20 protein-coding genes are annotated in these 23989 nt (G+C 39.7%); 10 read left to right on the top strand and 10 right to left on the bottom strand.

The features are described from left to right. Positions 1-41 precede the first annotated feature (41 nt). Entirely contained in the window at positions 42-302 is a 261-nt protein-coding gene (locus B3E00_RS21305) for a hypothetical protein (protein ID WP_209580283.1), read from the bottom strand. 684 nt (positions 303-986) lie between these two features. Between B3E00_RS21305 and B3E00_RS21300 the strand changes: the two genes are divergently transcribed. Next, a complete protein-coding gene (locus B3E00_RS21300) occupies positions 987-1355 on the top strand; it encodes a hypothetical protein (protein WP_209580284.1) in 369 nt (122 codons plus the stop codon). A 12-nt stretch (positions 1356-1367) separates the two neighbouring features. Continuing rightward, positions 1368-4451 carry a lantibiotic dehydratase gene (locus tag B3E00_RS21295; protein ID WP_293939972.1) on the top strand — a complete coding sequence of 1028 codons (3084 nt, stop codon included), beginning with the start codon at positions 1368-1370 and terminating at the stop codon, positions 4449-4451. 4 nt (positions 4452-4455) lie between these two features. Here the strand turns inward: B3E00_RS21295 and B3E00_RS21290 are convergent, their stop codons facing one another. Both B3E00_RS21290 and B3E00_RS21285 read right to left on the bottom strand, forming a co-directional pair. Next, the gene (locus B3E00_RS21290) at positions 4456-5160 is read right to left on the bottom strand and encodes a LytR/AlgR family response regulator transcription factor (RefSeq protein WP_209580286.1); all 705 of its coding nucleotides are present in this window, start codon (positions 5158-5160) and stop codon (positions 4456-4458) included. 28 nt (positions 5161-5188) lie between these two features. Further along, entirely contained in the window at positions 5189-6298 is a 1110-nt protein-coding gene (locus tag B3E00_RS21285; RefSeq protein ID WP_209580296.1) for a sensor histidine kinase, read from the bottom strand. Positions 6299-6461: 163 nt separating this feature from the next. Between B3E00_RS21285 and B3E00_RS21280 the strand changes: the two genes are divergently transcribed. The 3 genes from B3E00_RS21280 (at position 6462) to B3E00_RS21270 (ending at position 8853) form a co-directional block, all read left to right on the top strand. Continuing rightward, a complete protein-coding gene (locus B3E00_RS21280) occupies positions 6462-6923 on the top strand; it encodes a DinB family protein (protein WP_209580298.1) in 462 nt (153 codons plus the stop codon). Positions 6924-7050: 127 nt separating this feature from the next. Then, a complete protein-coding gene (locus B3E00_RS21275) occupies positions 7051-7533 on the top strand; it encodes an OsmC family protein (RefSeq protein ID WP_293939968.1) in 483 nt (160 codons plus the stop codon). Positions 7534-7617: 84 nt separating this feature from the next. Beyond that, positions 7618-8853, top strand: a complete 1236-nt coding sequence (locus B3E00_RS21270) for a TCR/Tet family MFS transporter (RefSeq protein ID WP_209580303.1) — start codon at positions 7618-7620, stop codon at positions 8851-8853. 440 nt (positions 8854-9293) lie between these two features. Here the strand turns inward: B3E00_RS21270 and B3E00_RS21265 are convergent, their stop codons facing one another. From B3E00_RS21265 to B3E00_RS21245, 5 genes are all read right to left on the bottom strand, one after another. Continuing rightward, positions 9294-10604 (bottom strand): efflux RND transporter periplasmic adaptor subunit, encoded by a 1311-nt coding sequence (locus tag B3E00_RS21265; RefSeq protein ID WP_209580305.1) that lies wholly within the window; start codon positions 10602-10604, stop codon positions 9294-9296. Positions 10605-10611: 7 nt separating this feature from the next. Continuing rightward, positions 10612-14937, bottom strand: a complete 4326-nt coding sequence (locus B3E00_RS21260) for a CusA/CzcA family heavy metal efflux RND transporter (protein WP_293939965.1) — start codon at positions 14935-14937, stop codon at positions 10612-10614. 135 nt (positions 14938-15072) lie between these two features. Further along, positions 15073-15402, bottom strand: coding sequence for a DUF6660 family protein (locus B3E00_RS21255; protein ID WP_209580308.1), 330 nt, complete (start codon positions 15400-15402; stop codon positions 15073-15075). A 305-nt stretch (positions 15403-15707) separates the two neighbouring features. Further along, complete coding sequence (locus B3E00_RS21250) at positions 15708-16874, bottom strand: alpha-hydroxy acid oxidase (protein ID WP_293939963.1); 1167 nt, start codon at positions 16872-16874, stop codon at positions 15708-15710. Positions 16875-17055: 181 nt separating this feature from the next. Next, complete coding sequence (locus B3E00_RS21245; protein ID WP_209580320.1) at positions 17056-17712, bottom strand: response regulator transcription factor; 657 nt, start codon at positions 17710-17712, stop codon at positions 17056-17058. Positions 17713-18032: 320 nt separating this feature from the next. Here B3E00_RS21245 and B3E00_RS21240 point away from each other — a divergent pair, with 320 nt between their 5' ends. Then, the gene (locus tag B3E00_RS21240) at positions 18033-18533 is read left to right on the top strand and encodes a hypothetical protein (RefSeq protein ID WP_209580322.1); all 501 of its coding nucleotides are present in this window, start codon (positions 18033-18035) and stop codon (positions 18531-18533) included. A gap of 6 nt (positions 18534-18539) precedes the next feature. Here the strand turns inward: B3E00_RS21240 and B3E00_RS21235 are convergent, their stop codons facing one another. Beyond that, positions 18540-20693, bottom strand: coding sequence for a mechanosensitive ion channel family protein (locus B3E00_RS21235; RefSeq protein WP_293939961.1), 2154 nt, complete (start codon positions 20691-20693; stop codon positions 18540-18542). Positions 20694-20772: 79 nt separating this feature from the next. Further along, the gene (locus tag B3E00_RS21230; RefSeq protein WP_209580327.1) at positions 20773-21006 is read right to left on the bottom strand and encodes a hypothetical protein; all 234 of its coding nucleotides are present in this window, start codon (positions 21004-21006) and stop codon (positions 20773-20775) included. Between the two features lie 253 nt (positions 21007-21259). Between B3E00_RS21230 and B3E00_RS21225 the strand changes: the two genes are divergently transcribed. From B3E00_RS21225 to B3E00_RS21210, 4 genes are all read left to right on the top strand, one after another. After that, positions 21260-22003, top strand: a complete 744-nt coding sequence (locus B3E00_RS21225) for a nucleotidyltransferase domain-containing protein (RefSeq protein WP_209580328.1) — start codon at positions 21260-21262, stop codon at positions 22001-22003. A 1-nt stretch (position 22004) separates the two neighbouring features. Further along, positions 22005-22736, top strand: a complete 732-nt coding sequence (locus B3E00_RS21220) for a metallophosphoesterase family protein (RefSeq protein WP_293939958.1) — start codon at positions 22005-22007, stop codon at positions 22734-22736. A 171-nt stretch (positions 22737-22907) separates the two neighbouring features. Further along, positions 22908-23462, top strand: coding sequence for a type 1 glutamine amidotransferase domain-containing protein (locus B3E00_RS21215; protein WP_209580333.1), 555 nt, complete (start codon positions 22908-22910; stop codon positions 23460-23462). An 86-nt stretch (positions 23463-23548) separates the two neighbouring features. Further along, a complete protein-coding gene (locus B3E00_RS21210) occupies positions 23549-23800 on the top strand; it encodes a Rho termination factor N-terminal domain-containing protein (RefSeq protein WP_293939956.1) in 252 nt (83 codons plus the stop codon). Positions 23801-23989: the final 189 nt, after the last annotated feature.

Genomic DNA, 23989 nt, shown 5'->3' with positions numbered 1-23989 from the left:
AGGTTAAACTTAACAGAATAAATTATAAGGAGACCCCTGCTTTAACTTTCAACTTTTTCCACAAAACAATAGATAATATAATCACCACGTTCTTCGAGTTTAATCCTTTCCATTTCACTCCAGCCCGATGCATTGGTATCTTCATCGGTAAAATTCTGAATTCTGTCAAATGCGACACCGATCTTTGTTTTCCCATCTGCATAGATCTGATATTTCGCAGAAGTCTGCCAGCTTACTTTTTTTCTAAATAAACGTAAACCTTCTCTTTTCAAAAAACCGTGCATTTCATTCGATAAATTCATATTCTCATTTGTTTTACGCGCCCACACTACTCCCCTATTTATTTGGCAGATGCTTTTTTTGGTTTAAGGACTTACCTAAAGCCTTTTCTTTACATTATCTATCTGAGCTACATGACTTTATTAGCTAAAGAAATAGTTTTTCAACGCTGAAATAGATAGCCCTAAGATAGCGAACCCGATGAAAACCAACAATTAAACTACTGCTATTTTATCGTACTCAAATGTGATTTCGTCGAATTTTCTAACAGCACAGGATGGCACTTCTTTCCATGCTCATTATGATCGGCCAGACTATTCAAACAAAGTCTACTGAATCAAAAACAGAAATAGCAACACACGCTATTTTTTTATCGAATAGAACTACTAGTTCGTCGGCTTCATTTTCCATTCTGTCGATATTTTTCGTTGTTATTTTCCGTAGAAAGCACATTTGTTTACAATTTAAACGAATACCTATGGAAAATATTGAAAATTTTTTAGCGGAGGATTTTGTACTGGATGTACAAACTGTCTGCATAGTCGAACCAATCTCATTTTTTGATTTTGATGATATGGAATATATAACCACGAAGACAGTTTCGTCTTCACAAATCATATAAAGGGGATAAAGCTGTAAAGGCGTTCTGGTAGGCGCCTTTACAGCAATCGTCTTTGCGACTCAATACACAAAAACAAACCAACTATATGACTTCACCCAAACTAAAATGTATTCTCATTGAGGATGAACCACTGGCAACAAAAAAAATAGTCGAATACATCCATATGTTCCCAGATCTTCAATTGATAAAAATGGTCGAAGACATTGAAAATCCAGAATTATTTAGGCAGGATTTAAAATCTGCAGACATCCTGTTCTTAGATCTCATTGTTAGCGGCGGCAATATTAATGCACTTGCCGAATTGATCTCCGAAATTCCTATATTGATCATTACATCCGCCGTGTCACGTTGGCAATATCCAGAATTTATCAAAAATAGAAAGCATTTTGCACTGCAAAAACCAATTTCGCCCGAAATGTTTCAGTCTTGTATAAAACAGGTTATGCAATACTAGTCCTCATCACCCATGTCATTATTCCAGTTATCCGATTATTTTCTTCTGCGCACACCGCTACTTCCCGCTGCAGTTGCCGTTGATCTGTTAAGGATAGAAGAGGCAAATGATATGGAAGAGAGACTTCGTCACCTCTTTCAACGTGAGCAATTAAAAGAAGCGCTATTTCTAGCAAGCCCGACCTTCTCGGTAGAAGTCGAAAAATGGCTTGAATACAAGAAAGAGAGCAGTCTAAAAATGATTACTTCGCTACTGAAATATGCGATTCGCATGAGCAGCAGGAGCACGCCTTTCGGCCTATTCGCAGGTGTATCTTTGGGGAATGTTATAGCTTCCGAAAAAAAGGTGTCATTAATCAGGGGTAATACACATAAAACTGTACTAAAACTGGATGCCTCCGTTCTGACAGGAGTTATTGGACGGCTATCAAATGACGAAAGAATTTACAGTCAGCTCTATTATCGTATCAATTCGACCTTATACTTAGAAGGTAAATATTACAAATATTATCAAAAAGTAACAAACGGGAAGAAAGGACAGAATATACTGAAACGCATAAGGCTTACCCCGGTTTTGCATCGTGTCGTCGAATATTTCGAAAGCAATGAGCGAACTGCCCACTATCAATCATTGACTGATTTGCTGCAGCGTTTTGGGGCGTCAACAGCGCATGCTACCCTATTTGTCAATAACCTCATCAGTCTCGGGATTATATCCTCCGAATTACAGCCCAATGTAATTGGTCGAGGTTATCTTGACAGTTTGATAAAGACACTTGAAAGAGTGGATAAGAAGGGAAATTATTTAAAGCGTTTTTTAATGATAAAAACATGGCTTCATAGCACGCTACCTGTCATTGAGATTCAAAAGGCCATCGTTAAATTATTGCAACCTTTGGCTCCAGACCTCGATATGACCAATTCGTTACAAGGGGACCTTCTTATCACTATGGAAGAAAATAATCTATCAGATGCCGCATTAAAACACCTAAGAGATCAATTTCAAGATTTGCTACCACTTTGCCGCCAGGCAAAGTTGACAGATTTCGACCGTTTTAAAGCTGCATTCTCGGATAAATATGAAGATAGAATGATCCCACTGACTACAGCTCTTGATCCGGATACCGGCATTGGTTATGGCCGTCAAGAAGGTGTCTACAATATAACCGATGAAATACTTGGGGAAGTTAAAAATATCGCTCCAACAGACGAAAAAAAATATGGCGACCACCATTATCAAGACTTGGTCATTGAAAAATTTATAGAAAGTGTAAAAAGTCATTTCACTGAAATTCAGCTTACCAGCAAAGATTTAAATCATATTGCTAAACAGCGTAAACAGACTGCCAACGCTATTCCTTCTTCGTTCTATGCTATCGGCAACCTTCTTAAAAGTTCAAGTGAGGATAATTTATGCTTCAATCTGGGTACTATTGGTGGTTCGTCATCCGGAAACTTAATTTCCAGATTCGCACATCTGGATGAAAAATTGAATAACAAGTTAAAGGAATCTGCCAACAGAGAGCAACAGCAATTTCCCGATGCAATACTCGCCGAGATTTGCCACTACCCAGATAACAATGCCGGAAATATCATTTATCGACCAGCGCTACGAAGAGCATCCATCTGTCTGACCCCCACTATTGACACAGAACAAGAACAAATTGATGTTAGTGACTTACACCTGTTTCTCAAAGACAATCGCTTAGTATTGTGGTCCAAAAAATTCAATAAAGTCATTATCCCCCGTTTGACGACGGCCCACAATTTTGAGCAGGGAATGAATATCTATAAATTTCTTGCAGATTTTCAGTTCCAAAATAATAGGCTGGATCTTTCCTGGAATTGGGGAATTATGAAAGAACAGCCGAGACTCCCGAGAATAACCTACAAAAATATTATCTTGTCTAGAGCACAGTGGCGAATTCAAAAACTCGCAAAATACCCAAGTGCCCCCCATGCTTTTGTCAAAAATATGCAGGCAGAGCTCAAAATTCCTACAATGGTCGTCATCAGCAGCGGCGATAATGAACTGTTGATAAATTTAGATAATCCTCTGTGTGCAGAAATACTATTGGATCATATGTGTAAAAGAGATACTCTATTAACCGAAGATATCTTGCAAGACTATTCATCAGTAGTCTACGATAAAGATGGAAGTGTTTTTGCCAACGAGATCATTATTCCAATAGAAGCAGCGCATGATGCTCGTGCAAATGAGTCAGCCCCTCAAGAAAATAACCTGAAAAGATGCTTTCCTTTGGGCAGTGAATGGCTTTACGCCAAAATCTACTGCGGTTTACATTTTGCAGACACCCTGTTAAAGGAAATTTTCCCCTTAATCATAACGACTATTCATCAGCAAGATGCTATAAAAAAATGGTTTTTTATACGCTACAACGACCCAGCTCCCCACATTAGATTTAGGGTGCAGGTCTCAGATCCAAGCCAATGCTGTTTCATTATATCCACCATGAATACCCTATTGGAACAGTTTGTTCAAGAAGGTCAGGTTTCGGCGATATCTTTTGATACTTATACACGGGAGATTGAACGATACACCCCATTATGTATGGAACTTAGTGAGGAGTTATTCTATCGACAAAGCGAAACCATACTGACAGCAATCCAGCAAAGCACTTCAATCAACGATCGATGGCGTTTGGCTTTCGAAAATATGGAGTCGCTATTCGAAGCCGCAAAATTTACACTGATCGAAAAAAAAGACTTTTGTATACGAATGAATACGCTGTATCAGCAAGAATTTGACAATAATAAAAATCTCTGGGTTCATCTCAACAATAAGTTCAAAGAGAAAAAAAACTGGTTCGATAAACCGTTAGACAATCTTGGAGACACCAAGGAGAAACTAAATGCAGTCCAATACAGCATATTTTCTACCTTACGGATACATACAGATCAAGAAGAGTTCCAGTCCATCCGCGCCTCGTTATTGTCAAGCTATATTCACATGTTTATTAATCGATTGTTCATGTCGGATCAACGTTTGCATGAACTTGCAGTCTATCATTTTATGGTTTGCTATTATAAAATGCAGATCGGGAAACAGAAAGAGCATATGACTTCGATAAATTAAACTTTTATATAAGTCCCATCTTGGCAAAAAGCTGATTGCGGTATTGCAAACCTATACCGAGCTGAGTTCCATTTTTCAGAACTACTTTGCTTGCCTCAACCCCCTTGATTTGCTTGATATTAACAATATAGGATCGATGCATACGGGCAAACATATCCCACGGTAGTTCTGCTTCCATATCTTTCATGGTAGACAATAAAGTTTGCATACCTTCTACAGAGTAGATCTGTATATAATCCCCCCAAGCTTTTAGATAGAAAATATCCGCAGGATCTATAAAAATAGTCTTGTTCCGGTCTTTTATCTTAATCGCCTTTCTTTCACCTTGTGGCCCCCTTCTCGAATACAGAATTGCCTTTTGAACTTTCTCGATCGCCTTGATCAACCGCTCCTCCGTGAGGAGTGGCTTTAAGATATAGTCAATTACATCCAGCTCAAATCCATCAACTGCATACTCATAATGCCCTGTTATAAAAACTACAAATGGCGGATGAGCAAGTCCTTTGAGAAAGGTAATTCCATCCATTTCAGGCATATCGATATCCGACAAAATAAGATCTACCTCCTGCTGCCTTAAAACGTCAATTGCTTGCAAAGGGTTTTCGAATACACCCAATATTTTGATCAGGCCTAATTTGGAAACTAATTTCTCCAGGCGACCTCTCGCAATAGGCTCATCTTCAATAAGGATAGTTTTAATTCTATTCATAAGTAGTTTGCATGCCGCTGCTTTGGTGCTACGGTTCTGTTTCCGAATGTAAAGTTACAACAAGATTAACACTAAATACACCCTCTTGCGACTTTATTTCCAAAATGTGATGATGAGGGTAATGAAGTTCCAGTCGTTTTCTTACGTTTTCAATCCCTAATCCACCGATATAATTTTCTGGTTTTGAAAGTGCTCGAAATGCATTGGACACGTTCATATGCACCTTATCCTCCTTCACCTGAATATTTATGGATATCCATCCCGCAGAAGAACTTAAACGAGGTCCATGTTTGAATGCATTTTCTACGAACGGAAAAAAGATCAAAGGAACCATCATGCAGTTTTCGTCATCAGCCGCCAGATTTAGATCAATCTGTACTGTTTGATTATAGCGTAACTTTTCCAATTCAACATAATCCTTTAACAATTGAAATTCGCGATTAATTTCTATCCTTGGCTGATTGCTCTCATGTAGTAAATACACCATAATACTGCTTAAACGCATCATACTTTCGCCACCTCTTTCATCACGATCGGATACCAGCACATAGATGCTATAAAGTGTATTAAGTAAAAAATGGGGATTGATCTGATATTTGAGAAAAGCAAGCTCCAATTGAACGTTATTCAATTCCAATGCAGCATTTTTCAGTTCGAGCTTCATTTTGGAATTTCTGACAGACATAAATGCCTGTACAATTTTTACGGTCAATGGCAGAGCCACTAAAAAAATAAAATCCAATAAATAATAGCTAATAGAGGAAGGTCTAAAGGCTCCAAAGATTCCCTTATCTAATACTATTTCAATATAACTTGATAAACGAATATCTGGTGTTAAATATTTGAGCGTCAAGATCGCGCCAAAGTAACTTAGAAATGACCACCAAGCATAAATAAACAATAACCATACAATACACAGCAAAAACTTCCCTGGAATAAACCAACGCGGAATAACAATATATGCTGTCACATAAAATATGGTCAATAAAGAGAATACGTCCTTTAAAAACAATATCCATGAATTATCAATATCTATTCGCTGATAGGAAATGAATTGCATTCCCAAAACCACAAACCAAAAACACAGATGAAGAATAATACGTTTACCAGTATTGTAATTCTGAAAAAAACTGTTCATAGATAGCATTGCTCTCAATAAGATGAGTCTAAGATAGAAATATCATTTAGTTTGTACTAGGGTAAATTGTCAAGTAATCCATTAAAAAGACATTTTTGAGACAAAAAGCTAATACTATCTTCCTTATATTTAACGTTAAAGAACCCGAAAAAGCAACAATTCGATGTCAACTACATTTACGCAGCTATGGCTATATAATAACTGGGCCAATACAGTAGTACTAGAAAAACTAAAAAAGGAAGGCGAGAAAACGCCCCATTCTTGCCTGCGGCTATTTAGCCATATTGTGAATGCTCAGGCTATTTGGTTGAGCCGATTGATTGGCGAGAAAATACCTGTTGGCGTTTGGGATGAACATAGTATAAGCGATTGCCAGAGGTATCACCAATTAACATCGGAAGGATTTGCTCAGCAGATTCAGGGCATAAAAGATACGGATAATAAAATTGCCACTTACACAAACACACAGCATCAAGCTTTTCATAATAAGGTCAACGATATCCTCTTACACGTGTTTAATCATGGTACTTATCATAGGGCACAAATCGCAAGTGAAATGAGAAGAAATGGCATAGAGCCTATCAATACAGATTATATCACTTTTATCCGCCTAAAACAATACTAAATGTATACGCTGCTTCCAATCTTACCATTATATTAAGATGCCGATTTTCTCGCAAAGATAAATGTCATGCATCATGATCATTCCGCATGATAAACACATGGGAACTACCACAAATTTAAAACAAAAAATGAGTTACAAGCACATCTTTAAAGCATCTCTAACTTGGCCTCATACTGAACAGCCTAGTCTTCAGGGATTAAAAGTTTATAATAAAAACCATCACATCGCGATTGAGGGAAAAGCAGATCTTCACGTTTCAGCCGCAAAAGTATTCAAGGGCGATCCCGCATTATACAATCCAGAAGATTTGCTTCTCAGCAGCCTGGTTTCTTGCCATATGATGTCATACCTATATGTATGTTCGCAGAACAGCATTCAGGTTCTATCATATACTGATAACGCCGTTGCTATCTTGGCAACTGAAATAGACGGCAGCGGCCGTTTCACAGCGGTTACATTATACCCTGAAGTGGTTATCGCAGATAATTCTCAAGTAGACCTTGCCTTATCACTACATACACAAGCAAACAAACTTTGCTTTATTGCCAATTCATGCAATTTCAAGGTACTGCACCATCCGACATGTAAAGCCATCAATACAGAATCTTAGCGCAATCGAAAATAAAAGACTGATCACAAATTAGTAATTAAATAACATACAAGTTTTTAAGGATTTGATTATTTTTGGAACATAATGGAAAATTCCAAGAAAAAAGCAGCAATCGGATTTATATTTATCACATTACTCATCGATATTACAGGTTGGGGAATTATCATTCCTGTTGTTCCTAAACTTATTGAGGAGCTGATCCATAGTGACATCAGTGAAGCGGCTAAATATGGTGGCTGGCTTGGCTTTGCTTACGCTTTTACGCAGTTCATATTTTCTCCTGTCGTTGGCAATCTGAGTGATAAATATGGTAGAAGACCTGTTATATTGATTTCCCTTTTTGGATTCGCGGTAGACTATATCTTTCTCGCCCTTGCACCAACCATAGGATGGCTTTTTTTGGGAAGAGTTATTGCTGGATTGACTGGAGCCAGCTTTACAACTGCAAGTGCCTATATTGCAGATATATCAACCGATGAAGATCGGGCGAAGAACTTCGGCTTGATAGGTGCTGCATTTGGTTTAGGCTTCATCATCGGTCCCGTTATCGGTGGTTTACTCGGCCACTATGGCGCTAGAGTTCCCTTTTATGCCGCCGCAGGATTGTGCATGCTAAACTTCCTTTATGGTTATTTTATTTTACCCGAGAGCTTAGACAAAGAAAAACGCAGAGCCTTTGACTGGAAACGTGCCAATCCTGTTGGATCTTTTAAATTTCTCGGAAAGCATCCGGAAATATCCGGTTTAATCGTTGCCTTAATTTTAATATATATTGCAGGACATGCTGTTCAGAGCAATTGGAACTTTTTCACCATGTACAAATTCAATTGGACTGAAAGAATGGTAGGTATTTCGCTAGGTGTCATTGGTTTGCTGATTGGGTTGGTTCAGGGTATTTTGATTCGATGGACAACACCCAAACTTGGTGAACAGAAAAGCATTTTTTATGGGCTTACCCTTTATGCGATTGGCTTACTGTTATTCTCATTTGCAAGCCAAGGATGGATGATGTTCGTATTCCTAATTCCCTATTGCCTCGGTGGTATTTGTGGCCCTGCCCTACAATCTGTTATAACCAAAAATGTTCCTTCAAACGAACAGGGTGAACTTCAAGGTGCATTAACCAGCCTGATGAGTGCAACATCAATAATTGGCCCTCCGATGATGACCAATCTTTTCTATTACTTTACTCATGATAACGCACCCTTTAAATTCTCCGGCGCACCATTTTTCTTAGCATTTGTTCTGATGTCAATAAGTGTAATAATTGTATATAGCGCTTTCCAGAAGAAGCGGAAACAACAAATAAATCAGCTTTAAAAATATCGCCAATGGAATTTCATGGTGTTGCGCCATCCTGCGAAAGTAGATTGACAAAAAACTATAGCATGATTTATGGACAGTATATAAACAACTAGCTAAACACTGACCCAAAGATTATATTATATTGATCGATCACTTGCTTGAAAACCACATAACTCGCTTATTCGTTACTGTAGCTACACGAATAAGCGATGTAAATCAGCGCCCGCAGGACTAGTTCATCTTCACTCGTTCAGACCATTAATAATAGTCCGAACTTCAACATGGCTGCGACTGTAATCATGATAGTCTAGAAGCCGGCACTTTTTATATAAACTAGTTCTGCTCTGCGCTGATTAAATACTTTTGCTTCTACATACAGCATAGCTGCCTGCTTTCGCTTTCAGATTGATGTATATTACATAAATTGATTTTATTATGTTAACAAATGTTGTCAATTAGTGTTCGTGTCCACCTGTATTACTCATTTTAGCATTAATAAAAAAAGCGCCCTTCACAACAATTTTTGTTCCTGCAGGAATCTCCATTACAGGAATAATCGCAGTATATCCCAAGGCAGACACGCCTTTTTGAATCTCAATTTTTTCAAAATTGATGTTCTTTGCCTGTTCCTCCCCGTGCTGGCCAGCTTCTTTCTCATCGCTGTGTGCATGTTTTGTTTCGCCCTGATCATGTGCATGCCCGTGATCATCGTGCTCTTCTTCATGTTCCTCAGGTTTCTTGTCTGTTTCCACAAATATGTAATACTTGCCGTCGGCCTCCACAATGGCATCATTCGGAACAGCCGGAGTCCGCACATTATTGACACCGATCATCCCCGTAATGTTCATCCCATCAATCAAGCCCACTTTGCTACCTACCACTGTACTGTGTACAGCGATGGTCTTGCTGTCGTTTTCAAAGGAAGAACCTATGGTAAAAACTTTGGCAGTATAGGTTTTATCGGGGTTGTTTGTCAGCTGGAAGTTGATGATCTGCCCCACTTTAACCAAGGGTAAATCCTTCTCAAACACCTGCAGATCTAAGTGCAGAAGACTATTGTCAACAATCTCGATTACCGGAGAAGATACATCCACATAACTCCCTATTTTCGCAAAAACATTACTCACCGTTCCATTGATAGGGCTTGTCACGGCCAATGAAGTGCGCATATTGGAAAGATTCACACTATTGGGATTAATTCCCATCAACTGGATCTGTTGCTGTAAGGAAGCCTTTCGAGCTCGTAAACTGTTGAAGTCAGCCGTTGCGGCCTGCAGATTTTTACGTGCGCCGGCATTGCCCTCATTCAATTCCTGTTGCCTTGCCATCTCTTGTTCAGCGAGGGTAATTTTGCTAGCAAGAGATACATATTCTTCCTGCAGCAGTACAAACTGCGGGTTGGTAATTGTCGCGATCACCTGTCCCTTACGCACATTGTCCCCCAACTGTACATTCAACGTCTTTACAACACCACCATAAAGCGCCGTCGCATTCGCTTTATTATTATTGGGTACACTCAAAAGTCCATTGGCCTTGATTGTAGCAGTAAGCTCCTTCTCTTCAATACCTCCAAAAACGATGCCCACAGCTTTTATTTGTGCAGCACTCAATGCGGCTACGGTAACCGGTCCCTCCTCGTGCCCCTCTTCGGCATTAGGCTCTTCCTTTCCCGCGGGTTGACCTTTAGGCTCCGACTCATTAGAACCGCAACCGTAAAAAAAAGCTACGGCGATACATACGATAACTATTCTTATGAAAACTTTCATTGTTGACTTATTTGTTATTGAAGTAATTATATTGAATTGCTGATTGATTATACTGATTGAGTACTTCGAGATAATTCTGACGAATCCCAATGGCCTGACTTAAAAATTGACTTAATTCAGCAAAATTAATCTCCCCCGTTCTATAACCCAAAGTAGCTGCTTTAATAATCGCATCCGCTTGTTTCAAACCCGAAGACTCGTAAAATTGCAGTAATGCACTATGCTTGTCAATCTCAGCAAGTGCGTTCCCTTTATTGGTTTGGAATACCTGCGTATCATATTCCAACTTACGCTGTTGAACTTCCATCTCGGCACTGGCAGCCTTCACTTTACTCTTATACGCGCCCAGACTAAAAACTGGAAAAGATGCGGAGATAGAAAATCCCGATAACGGATCTTTGGCTCCCCAGACACGTTGGGAGAAAAATCGACCCGAGAACTCCGGCTTATTGGTATTTTTCTGAACGCTGATATTGGATGAAGCGATATTTACATTTTGCTGCTGTAAAACAAGTAAAGGATGCGTTAGTTCTTCAGACGGACTGCTTGCTACATCGATCTTCGCTAAAGACTGATCTAATGGAAGCATCCATAGATTACGATCCAGCAACATCATCAATTGCTGCTGCTGAATAACGATATCTTTTTTGTTTTGAGCTAGTTGTGCTTCAAGCTCTTTCAATTTTGCTTCTGCGGCGATCTTATCCAGTGCGGCTACGTCACCAGTTTTAAAACGTAATTCAGTTGCCTTAAACATACCCGTATAGATACTATCGAGCTCCATATATAATTTTTGGCGATCCTGGAGATACCAGAGCTGAAAATACGCCGTCCTTACATCTTTCGTAATCGCAGTTTTCAGTACATCTGTATTTAGATTCGCATATTTCAGTTGTTGTTTAAAATACTCTTTACGCGCCGCATAGAGCCCGGGCCAGGCAATGCTTTGCGTTACACCGATTTTCAGCAGACCGGCCTTATCCGATGGACGATAGTCTTCATTTTCTGCAAAGATCCCTGTCTTGGGAATTTCGGTTGCCGTTTTGACATTAAAACCTGCTCCTGCGATCTCGGCCTGATTGATCTGAAACTGGCGATTGCTCTTCAACGCAGTTTCCACAGCTTCTGCAACAGAAATACGTTCCTGGCCAATCACCACCTGAGATCCCAAGGTCATAAATAAGAAAATAAGTACTGTAACAAAGGTCTTAGCACCGCTACTTCGTTTCATATTCCATTTAGAATTAAAAATTATATACAATAGTGGCAACACAAACAAGGTCAGAAAAGTTGCTGTTACCAGTCCTCCAATAACCACGGTAGCGAGAGGTTTCTGAACTTCCGCTCCCGCACTGGTGCTGATTGCCATCGGCAAGAAGCCCAAGGAAGCCACGGTTGCCGTCATAAGCACAGGGCGTAAACGCGTTAAAGTCCCCACTTTAACACGCTGAAAGATATCGTTAACGCCCTCTTTGTTCAGCTGATTGAATGTACCGATCAAAACAATACCATTGAGTACAGCAACACCAAAAAGTGCAATAAAACCGATACCGGCACTGATGCTAAAAGGCATTCCGCGCAACATGAGTGCAAATACTCCACCAATGGCGCTCATTGGGATTGCTGTAAAAATCAACATCGCCTGTTTAAAGGAATGAAAAGTGAAATACAGCAACATAAAAATAAGTAGCAATGAAACAGGCACAGCAATCAGCAGGCGTGAACTCGCTTTTTGAAGATTCTCAAACTGGCCGCCATAGGTGAAATAATATCCTGCAGGAAGCTTCACATGTGCAGCTAATTTTTGTTGAATATCTTTTACCACAGTTTGAACGTCACGCCCTGCTACGTTAAAACCGATCACAATTCTTCTTTTGCCCGCTTCACGGCTGATTTGGGCTGGCCCCAACTTATAATCGATGGTAGCCACTTGAGAAAGCGGTATCTGTGTGCCGGTATCTGTAGGAATCATCAGATTACGCACATCATCAATACTATTTCGATGCGTTGTATCTAATCTCACGACCAGATCAAAACGGCGTTCATTTTCATAAATCTGTCCAGTACTACGGCCCGCAAAAGCCGTACTCACCACATCATTGACATCCTGAATGGTCAGACCATAATTAGCAATCCGTGTACGGTCGTAAACAATATTGATTTGCGGCAGGCCGGATACACGTTCAACCTGTGTTGATGTTGCTCCTTCAACCGACTGGATCTGAGCTGCAACCACAGTAGCATATGCAGCTAATGAATCTATATTTTCGCCAAAAATTTTTACAGCTACATCTTGACGAACTCCTGTCATCAATTCATTGAAACGCATCTGAATAGGTTGGTTTTTTTCAAAGAATACCCCGGGAATAATTTCGAGCTTTTCAAGAATAGCCGCTCCTAATTCTTCATAAGACCGCCCAGACTTCCACTCTTTCTGAGGTTTCAATACAACCATTATATCGGTTGCTTCTGGTGGCATAGGATCTGTCGGAACCTCAGCGGCCCCTGTCTTGCCGACTACCATTTTAACCTCAGCAAACTCTTTGATAATACGGGAAGCCTGCATGGAAGTTTCAATACTCTGTGAAAGTGAGCTTCCTTGCGGTAAAATACAATGGAACGCATAGTCACCTTCCTGCAACTGTGGAATAAACTCTCCCCCCATATGCTTAAAACAGAAAACGGATAATGCAAAAATTGCAAAAGTCAAACTCACGATCAGGTACTTAAATCGAAAAGCTTTTTGCAATAGAGGTTCATAAATACGCTGCAGTCCCCCAATCATGCGGTCACTGAATGTTTTCTTGTCGCTGTGTTTTTTCGGCAAAAACAAAGCACACATCATAGGGATATAGGTTAACGAGAGAATCAATGCGCCGAAAATAGCAAACCCAACTGTTTGCGCCATTGGGCGGAACATCTTTCCTTCAACACCCACCAATGTTAAAATCGGAATATAAACGATTAAGATGATAATTTCCCCAAAAGCTGCACTTGTACGGATCTTAGACGCGGATTCGAATACCTCATGATCCATCTCCGCTTGGGTCAATTTCTCTGTCGACTTCCGCAGGCCTAAATGATGCAGCGTAGCTTCCACCACAATCACAGCCCCGTCGACAATCAGACCAAAATCTATAGCACCCAAACTCATTAGATTCGCACTGACACCAAAAACATTCATCAGTCCAAGTGCAAACAGTAGCGCCAGGGGAATCGCCGAAGCAACAATAAGACCTGCCCGCAAATTGCCAAGAAATAGCACCAGCACGAATATCACGATAAGCGCACCCTCGATTAAGTTTTTTTCAACAGTACTGATCGCACGTCCGACTAGATCCGTGCGGTCTAAATAAGGTTCTATAATGACATCATCGGGTAAGGATTGCTGAATAGTTGGCAGTTTCTCTTTCACCCTATTGACCACCTCATTACTGTTTTCACCTTTCAACATCATAACAACACCACCCACGGCATCCACCTCACCATTATAGGTCAGGGCGCCATAACGCACAGCATGACCGAAACGTACATCAGCAACATCTTTCACATAAATCGGTATGGAGCCTGATTTACGAATAGCAATATTTCTTACATCATCAAATGAGGTAGCCAGACCAATTCCGCGAATAAAATAAGCATTTGGCTTTTTATCGATATAGGCCCCTCCAGTATTCTGATTGTTTTTCTCCAAAGCTGTAAATATCTCGGGAATAGTGATATTCATCGCTTTAAGCCGATCGGGATCAACAGCTACTTCATATTGTTTAAGCTCACCGCCGAAACTATTAACCTCTGCAATTCCCGGGGTTCCATAAAGCTGACGGGCAACGATCCAGTCTTGCATAGCTCGCAAATCTTTTGCATCGTATTTCTTGTCACTTCCCTTTTTGGGATGGATAATATATTGATATACTTCGCCCAATCCGGTACTTACGGGAGCCAATTCAGGTTTACCAATGCCTTTGGGAATTTGATCGACCGCTTCATTTAAACGCTCACCAATCAATTGACGGGCAAAGTAAATATCGACGTCCTCGTCAAAAACAACCGTAATGACAGACAATCCAAAACGTGAAATACTCCTAATTTCTTCTATTTTTGGAACAGTTGCAATACGCTGTTCAATCGGAAAAGTGACCAATTGCTCCACTTCCTGGCCTGCGAGTGTCGGGCAAGATGTAAAAATCTGAACTTGATTGTTGGTAATATCGGGGACAGCATCTATAGGTAGTTTTGTTGCGCTCCATACTCCCCAAATGATAAGTAACAAAGTCATTAAACCAATAACAAACTTGTTCTTAATGCTAAATTTTATAATATGATCTAACACAATTATACGAGATTAATACTTAAATAATCGCTCATTCTTATTGGAGTAAACACAACAAGCGAACTCCAACAACAAAACCCAATAAAGAACAACATGCATTCTCTATCAATTCGGTTTTGAAATATTTACAAAAAATTAAGCATTAACCTTCGGCGGTTGCCAGATGCTTCCACAATAGCTGGAAACAATTTTGGTATTGAGGACTGGTATACGATTGTCAAAATAAATAGAAACCGGCACGCCGGCTATTTCCGGAAATTGATAAGCATAAGCTGTTATATTTCCGCTACAACAATTGCAATAACAGAAAATTGAACACGCATCAGATGCATCATCACCATGGTTGTGTGTTTGATTGAGCTTTGCTTCCATAGCAGTCTCTTCACAGCGATTTTTCGAATCGCTGCACGGGACAAAGGAAAGTCCCAGAATATAGCCAATCAATATGAAGACTGTTAACCTCATGGATATACAAATCTAAGAAATTAAATTAAAATCCTCTCTCTTCACTGAAAAATCCTCTTGGTCCTGATGAACTTTTGCTATCGATCAAACCTATTTTGGCTTCCTGACTTGGGGAAGTTATTAAACCATCACTGAACGATCACCGAAGAAACACTGTTAAAACACAAAATTTGGTGCAGCGTTGATCTTTGGTTCTGCACCTTGACATGAACATAAAAAGAATAAGCTACAAGCAAAATTGTAAACAAAAATTGTCGGCATACGCCTATTTCAAGGCCAAATCGATGATCTTTACTACAGAGCACTTAGAGAATAGACTGCAGACGCTGTGTAAAATCCGCTATCTTCGAAAGACTCAGCTGCTTCATGACCTGATACAAATGTGTTTTGAACATATTGATCGTATGTTTGCCGCCTGCTGCACCTAACGCGCCTACACCATACATAAAAGGCCTTCCCATAAAATTGAATTCTGATCCGACCGCATGGGCACGCGCCAAATCAACACCCGAGCGAATCCCACCGTCCAACATGATTTTAATATTCTTTTTATATTCGGGATTACCAGCCAAACGAATTAATGAATTGATCGAAGACTCACTTGCGTCTAGCTGTCGTCCACCATGATTTGAAACAATCACACCATCAACCCCCAATGCGATGGAAGCCTGCATATCTTCATCTGTTGCAATTCCCTTCAGCACCAACGGGCCTTTCCATAGGTCGCGTATTGCTTTAATCTTTTCAACATCAACTTTACCCGTAAATGTCTTATTCATAAACTGTCCCAGTTGGGCCAAGTCAAGACCTTTTTCCATATAAGGTTTTAAAGTCGCAAAAGAAGGAATACCATGTCTTAGCGTTTCAATACCCCAAGTAGGACATGCAAATGTTTGCAAAATATTTGAAACGCTCATCTTAGGCGGCATGGACAATCCACTTTTTATTTCACGATACCGAAGTCCGAATGCCGGTACGTCGACCAATACCACCAATACAGGACATTCAACAACCTGTAAACGCTTAATAATGTCATCTCGCAATTTATTCTCGGTAGGATGATAGAGCTGAAACCATGCTTTCCCATCTGACACTTCGGCAATACGCTCAATACTACTTGTCGATACGGTGCTTAAAATATAGGGAATATCATTTTCTGCAGCCGCTTTCGCAAGAATTTCCGGCGCATTCGGCCACATCAATCCTTGAAGTCCAATGGGCGAAACACCAAATGGCGCGCTATAACGCCGACCAAACAATTCGACAGAAAGATCTATTTCATCGCTCGCTAATAGGTATTGCGGTTTTAACAAAATGTTATCAAAATCGTTTTCATTTCTAGCGAGATTCAATTCTTCGTTTGCTCCTCCGGTCAAATAATCAAATGCAAATCGGGGAATCCTTTTCCTCGCTTTAATCTTTAGATCTTCCACAGAAGGATAATGCGTATTATATTCAAATTTTTGGCTCATGATTGATTTTTATTTACAAATAGTCTATAACTGCGCGCCAAACTTAGATAAAATGCATTTCAAATGCAAAATAATTATAACTATTATAAAAATTCAATCATGCCGTTGAAATAGAAATTATTGCTTTAAGCCGATATTATAAGGCTATGAGCCCATCGTTTTCTAAGCACAACACTCCACCTTAGCTCAATAATTTTTTCTGAAAACCAAAGCGAACAAGTCCCGCCGTATTCTTGGATCCTGTTTTCTCGATCAACTGTTGTCTATGCCCTTCGACTGTCCTTTTGCTTAAATAGATCTGCTCTGCTATTTCAGCATTCGTATGTCCTTGTGCAATCAATTCCAATACGGAAAGCTCCCGTTCAGAAATGTCATATCTGTTCATTATGGCGCTTCGATCCACATCCATATGGGTATATTTCGATAAATTTCTAATAATTTCAATACTCAGTGATGCACTAATATATTGTTCGCCTCGGACAACCTGCTGGATTCCGAAAAGGATTTCCTCAACATTAGAATCTTTTGACAAATAGCCATCGGCACCAAGGTTTAAAATTTCCTGAACTACCTGGATATTATCTTCCATGGATAAAACGATGATTTTTATGTCGACATACTTCTTTTTTACTGCTTGAATGAGCTGGATGCCATCCATCTGGTCCATATGAATATCTGTTAAAATGATATCTGGCTTCGATGAACTGTCTAAATATTCCATGGCTTTTTCACCATTTTCTACCCCAGCTATTACAGTGATGTCCTGTTGTGCCTCTAATATTAGTTGGAAACCGGATCGCACCAATGTATGATCATCCACCAAAAGCAACTGTTTCATAGCTTTCTGTATTTTCTTTTTAGTTTAGTTGAGTAACAGATTTTTGAAAGAAACAGCTTTCAGACCAAAAATGTTTTAATAAAAAAATGTTTGAGTAATTACGAACACTCGCCAATAACTCGATACATCAGAATTTAAGGATCATCATTTTTTTATTCGTTTCTAAAACTGCCTAATGGAAAATGGAGAAATGCTGCGATCGAATTGGATTATATAGGATCTTGATTTTCGCATTAAATACACAAAATATAAGTATTCCAAACACTAAGATCGCCACCAATGTTCACTTAGTAAACAAATAAAAATCAAGTATCAGTATTATGGAACACACATTCGACTACGTACACGAACTGCTTAATAGACAAATGGCCTTACGAGCCAAAATTGAGGAGAGCCCAATAGCCGGGGATATTAAAATGATTTACGGCCAAGATTTTTATCAAGAGGAAGTAAGAGCGACGGGTTTGGCGATGATTCGCGACGGTTGGGACGTAGAGGGCGAGCAACTCATACAGGATTATGTGGCAGAGCACTATCCAACGCGAACTAATGATGAGCTCATTTGGATTAATAAAATGATGCACCATTTGGAGGCAGTTACTGATACTTTTATCGACAACCTACAAGCTGCGGGCTATAAATGGCTACAGGGTAATGTGGACATGCCTAATGAAAATGTACTTTTTTACCCTGTTCACGAAATTGACGAATTTGGAGCATTATCTGCTAAATTAGGCATAAATAATCTGATAGACCTCAAGAATATTGACGAACTGAGAAATGTTCAGGGCTGGATTTATTACCGATATGGAAGTAAATAGCCTCCATTAGGCCGAAGTCACTTTTGAATCATAACGGATGGCTTCGGCTCTAACTATCTCTAAAAAACTACTTCTAAAGCATTCTATTTTTTGCACATTCTTCAAACCTACTTGAATGGAAATTACATAGGCATCTGCTGTAATGTCTTTTGTTAAAATTTTTACATCAAGATTGGGATCAATCTCCTCAAAAGAAGAAATGGTCTCTTTTAGCCATTTTTTCCAATCTTCGATGTTTCGGGCGGTAATGATAGTTAGCTGAAGGTTCAAGCGGATATCAGATTCGTCAAATGTCCAATTGACTAATCGGCCAGAAAGCAAGTCACCATTGGGTATAATTACTTGAGCACCCTGATCGGTCAGCAAGGTACTAGATCGGATTCCGACTTGCATGACTTGCCCTTTTTTGTCTGCAAGTTCTACATAATCGCCAACTTTAAATGGCCGCTCAAATACTAAAATAACACCTGAGACGAAATTGTTGATTATATTTTGCAAGCCTAAGCCTATACCAACACTCAATGCGCCTATAATGACGGTCAGTTTGTCAACTCCCAATCCGAGGATACGTATTCCTATAAGGAAGCCAATAATGAAAATTACGACGCGCACGAGCGGCAACAATGCATTAGGACGCTGATTTGCTTTTGAATTCGGCCGATCTAGAAGATCCTTTAAGTTCTTTTGAATCCAGTTCGCGGACCATATCACTACAAAAGCCAAAAGAACATCTCCATATGTGTAGGTTACACTACCGACCGTATGCGTGCTATTCAACAGCCGGTCACCTAACCGACGTAGCTCACTCGTAATATGCAAAGTGTTAGCCCAGATGATAATCCCTATTAAAATAGAAAAAAAACCAGTTATTCGGTGCAATGCCGCAATCAATTTTTGCTTATCAAAACGATTTATAAATTGGTCTTTTTTTGAGTTTTCATAAGAATTAACCACATCATGGGCGAGCATATCACGGAATGCACGCATGGATAATGTTTGCAAGAATCCTACAGCGACTGCAATATTGAATGTGCGTGCTAAGTTTAGAAAACCGAAAATATTAAATATAATCGCACCGACACCAAAAGATAGTAGTAGCCACCGCACAGTAGGTCCTACGTGCGTAAATGGTATTTTTCCATCCCTACTGCACCGTAGCGCCCAAAGTAAACGGATACCCACCAAATTGACAATTACAACAATGATCCGTGAAATCCAATCTGTATCTAAAATTAAATTGCTGACCAAAACCGCAGTATAATAAAAGAAAATGGAGTGCCAGACCTTAATTTGTACATCGGACGAGGCGGCACGTATCAGTACGTATAAAAATCCAAATACAAGTAGATAGGTCATTTCCAGTACAAACACTGAAATTCTAAGCGAGGTTAAGGGTAGTAGAATGAGGAAGAAAACGGCAAATTTCAGAATGGGAATCCACCAAGGTTGATCGCGATGTAAGGGTAAAGCTTCATCCGCCCCCACTGCGCTCTTTCGCATTTTATATAACCAATAAAAATAGGCAAAGCTGAATATAATCAGCAGAAAGCGACCATCCCATCCAGTGTCATAGTAACTTTGCGAGAAGCCATCCTGTTCGAGATTCTTTTGTATAATATGTCTCCAATGAAACCAAGTGGCAATATTTGAAGCTGCTCGAACCAGCTTCTCTTGCTGCTCGGCCTTATCACTAAGATCCTTCATATCCAACAGAAGTGATTCAATATCCCGCCCTAAAGTAGCAGCACTATCTTGAATCGCGCGCCAAGAAGTTGCGGTAGAATCCTGAGGTACCGTCTGTTTTTGCAGGATATTTACTTTCTTCTGTAAAGAAAGCAATGTGGGTTTTACAAATTGTATGTACTGTTGTACTTGATTTGGAACGACTAATTCATTGTTTGTTCTTTGCCAAGCCACCCTCCGTTTTACACTGTCAAACTCCACATAAGAATGGTCAACCTCACTACGCCATTTTTCGAGAAAGTTTCTCGCCGAAGCAAGTGGGTTTTTAGGTAATGAATCGAGTAAAGCTATCGAATCCTTGGTTCTTAAAACAGAATCAACTTTTTGAGCGTACAATGTAGATATGAATAAGCTGAGTTGAATCAACAAAATTAACTTTAGTACAGTACAGTTTATCGCACCCTTAATAGTTAGCATACTCCTTATTTTTTTTTATTATATGTTTACTAGAATTTTACCTGCGAAGCCGCCGCTGTGAGTTATTGACAATACACTTTTAATCTGAAGGTTTGTCCCTGTCTAAGTTATCCAACGGTATCCCCTGTTCCTTACTTTTATCATTTTCCTTGTTCATATCCTGCGGCCGGCTTCGATGGATGTTGTCCAATGGAAGGCCGCTTTGTTTGGTTATTGTGTCGGTTTTATATTCTACTTCGCTATGCTTGTTGGCGTCACCGCACGCGGTCGACGCAGCTGCAATTAAAATTGCTAAATACGTGTATTTTACCATTATCTTCTATTTAATAATTTAACCTTCTGCTGTTTCGTTATGTGGCGGTTATCGTCCACTCAAATAATATCTAACGTAGATACTCTTTAATTAATGAATATAATCTTTAGGTATAACGTATGCGGGAGGCATCTCAGGGGTAGCGATTTTTAAATTGAGTACTTCTACCTATTACTGATGTGCCTAATACGTTTTAAACACTGATCGACAAACTACTCGATTTAGTTAACTGTTATAAAAAAAAGCAGACTACATGATTCACTTAGATAATCCACCTGAAGATTGCCTTAGGTTCTTCCGGGATACCCTTCAACTTCTACAGCAGAGTAATAGCCAATTTATGGTGGGCGGAGCCTTAGCAATGTTCCACTATACGGGAATAATAAGGCCCACAAAAGATCTCGATATATTTTGCAAGAGCAGTGAATATCCAAAAATTCTTAAGCATTTTGCCGCCAATGGCTATCAAACAGAATTGACGGATGTTAGGTGGCTAGCGAAGATCTACAGGGATCCTTATTTTATCGATATTATTTTTGATAGTGTCAATCACTATTGTACGGTTCAGCAGGATTGGTTCGACAGAGGGCCAGAAGGAATCCTTTTTGACACGAAGGTGCGCTACATACCAGCAGAAGAGTTGGTTTGGTGTAAGCTCTATGTACAAAACAGGGAGCGACATGATAGCGCTGATATCAATCACATTTTGTTAAAACATGGAAAAAAGCTTGACTGGAATCATTTATTGGCACGCATGGATCAGCATTGGCATCTGTTACTTGCACAAATACTTATTTTTCAATTTACGTATCCACATGATTATCGCGACATTATCCCAAAAGACCTATTCGACGAGCTTCTCATGCGCGCAGCGGGTCAGTATGAATTACCCCCATGCCTCGAAAAAGTATGCTTGGGGCCGCTAATTGACCAAACGCAATACGAGATTGACATTAAAGAATGGGACTATAAATCGTATACTATAAAAACTGTTTGATATGACCAAAACAACGATAGCCGCCTTGGGTGATATACATATGAATGTAAATCAGCAGGGAAAATGGAAAATAGCTTTTGAAGAAATTTCAGAAAAGGCCAAAGTCCTACTATTATGTGGTGATTTAACCGACACTGGCGATGAAGAAGAAGCGGAGTTACTTGTCTCAGAACTGCAGTCCCTAAAAATTCCTGTGCTGGCAGTATTAGGTAACCACGATTATGAAAAAGGACGACAGAAACAGATCCGCCAGATTTTGATTGATAATAAAATTACTGTTCTGGACGGCGAAGCCATTGTAATCGAAAATATTGGATTTGCGGGCGTGAAAGGTTTTGGTGGTGGATTTGACCGCTACATGTTATCAATGTTTGGCGAAGACGCCATGAAAAGTTTTGTTCAGGAAGCTGTCAATGAGTCTTTGCTGTTGGATCGCGCGTTGGCGCGGCTTGAGCAAGAACATGCGGATATAAAAAAAGTCGCTTTGCTCCATTACGCACCTATAGCAGAGACTGTATTAGGAGAACCCGAACAGATCTATCCATTTTTAGGCTCTACACATTTAATGGAGCCGCTGCAACGTCGTAAAGTCTGCGCTGCCTTCCACGGGCATGCACATGCTGGAAAATTCAAAGCTTTATCGCCCACCGGAATACCGATTTATAACGTAGCAGTTCCTGTCCTGAAAGCTCATCATGGAAACGAGATTGCCTACGCTCTTATTGATATTTAGCGAGATAAGTGGTTCATTCGTTATTTTAAGATTGGGGATTTAGATTTAATCAAAGCAATTTAGAAACAGACTAGCCGAAATGTCCACGCTTAAATTATCTTATTTAAAACTTTAAATGATTTAGATCCGTTATATAAAAGTAAATAAAGAATATTAGTAAAATTTAATTACATGGAAAATTTAAAGAATAAGCGGATCGCCATATTAGTTGCGGATGGATTTGAAGAAATTGAACTAACAAGCCCTAAAGAAGCACTGGAAAACGCGGGTGCAAAGACGGACATTATATCGCCTGTTAATGGAAAAGTCAGAGCAAAGAGTGGAGATGAGTGGTCAAATGATTATCCAGTCGATGTTGCTCTCCAAGAAGCAGAGGAGGATCGATATGATGCATTACTTCTTCCCGGAGGAGTAATAAGTCCCGATAAATTGAGGACAAATAAAACGGCTATTGCCTTGATCAACGCGTTTTGGGAACGGGATAAACCGATTGCAGCAATTTGCCACGGGCCACAATTGTTGATTAATGCAGATTTGGTACGTGATAAAAAGATTACCTCTGTCGCAGCCATTCAAATGGATCTTATTAATGCAGGTGCATTATGGGAAGACAGTGAAGTTGTAGTCGACGATAAACTCATCACAAGTCGTACACCCGATGATCTGCCGGTTTTCAATAAAACTATCATTCAAGAATTTGCGGCGGATAGGAAGAATAAAGGGTAATAGTACGATCCGATAACGTACTTAAACAGCCAACTATTAAATGCTGCAACATGTTCAGTCTATAAATAACAATAAACACGGACATTATGAATACGACAAAAAATTCAAGCCGTACGAATGCTAAAGGGCAGTCGCACGACAAAGGTAACGACAAAGGAAAAATATCAGTTACAGTGACTGGAAGCAAAGCTTCTTCGTCCAAAAGTTCACGAAAGGAAAACGCAGATAAAACAAAAGCTGAACTCTTAGAAATGGCGAAGAAAATGGAAATCACTGGACGTCATGATATGACTAAAGACGAGTTAATCAAAGCCATTGACAAACATGGAAAAAAATAGCACTATTTTAAATGTATAGCGCTGATAATAAAAAGGCCCGCAGAATTGAGGGCACTGAAAAAGTCCCGTTTTAGATTGGGCAAAAAAAAGGAGTGGGAAATAACAGTTTTCTGCTCCTTTTTTCGTATCTTAAATTAGTCTTTAACAGACATCAGGATGCTTTCTACCCAACAAAAAATACAGTTCAGT

Source organism: Sphingobacterium sp. UBA5996, from assembly GCF_002429765.1.
Lineage (GTDB): Bacteria > Bacteroidota > Bacteroidia > Sphingobacteriales > Sphingobacteriaceae > Sphingobacterium.
This window is presented reverse-complemented; position numbering and strand designations above follow the sequence as displayed.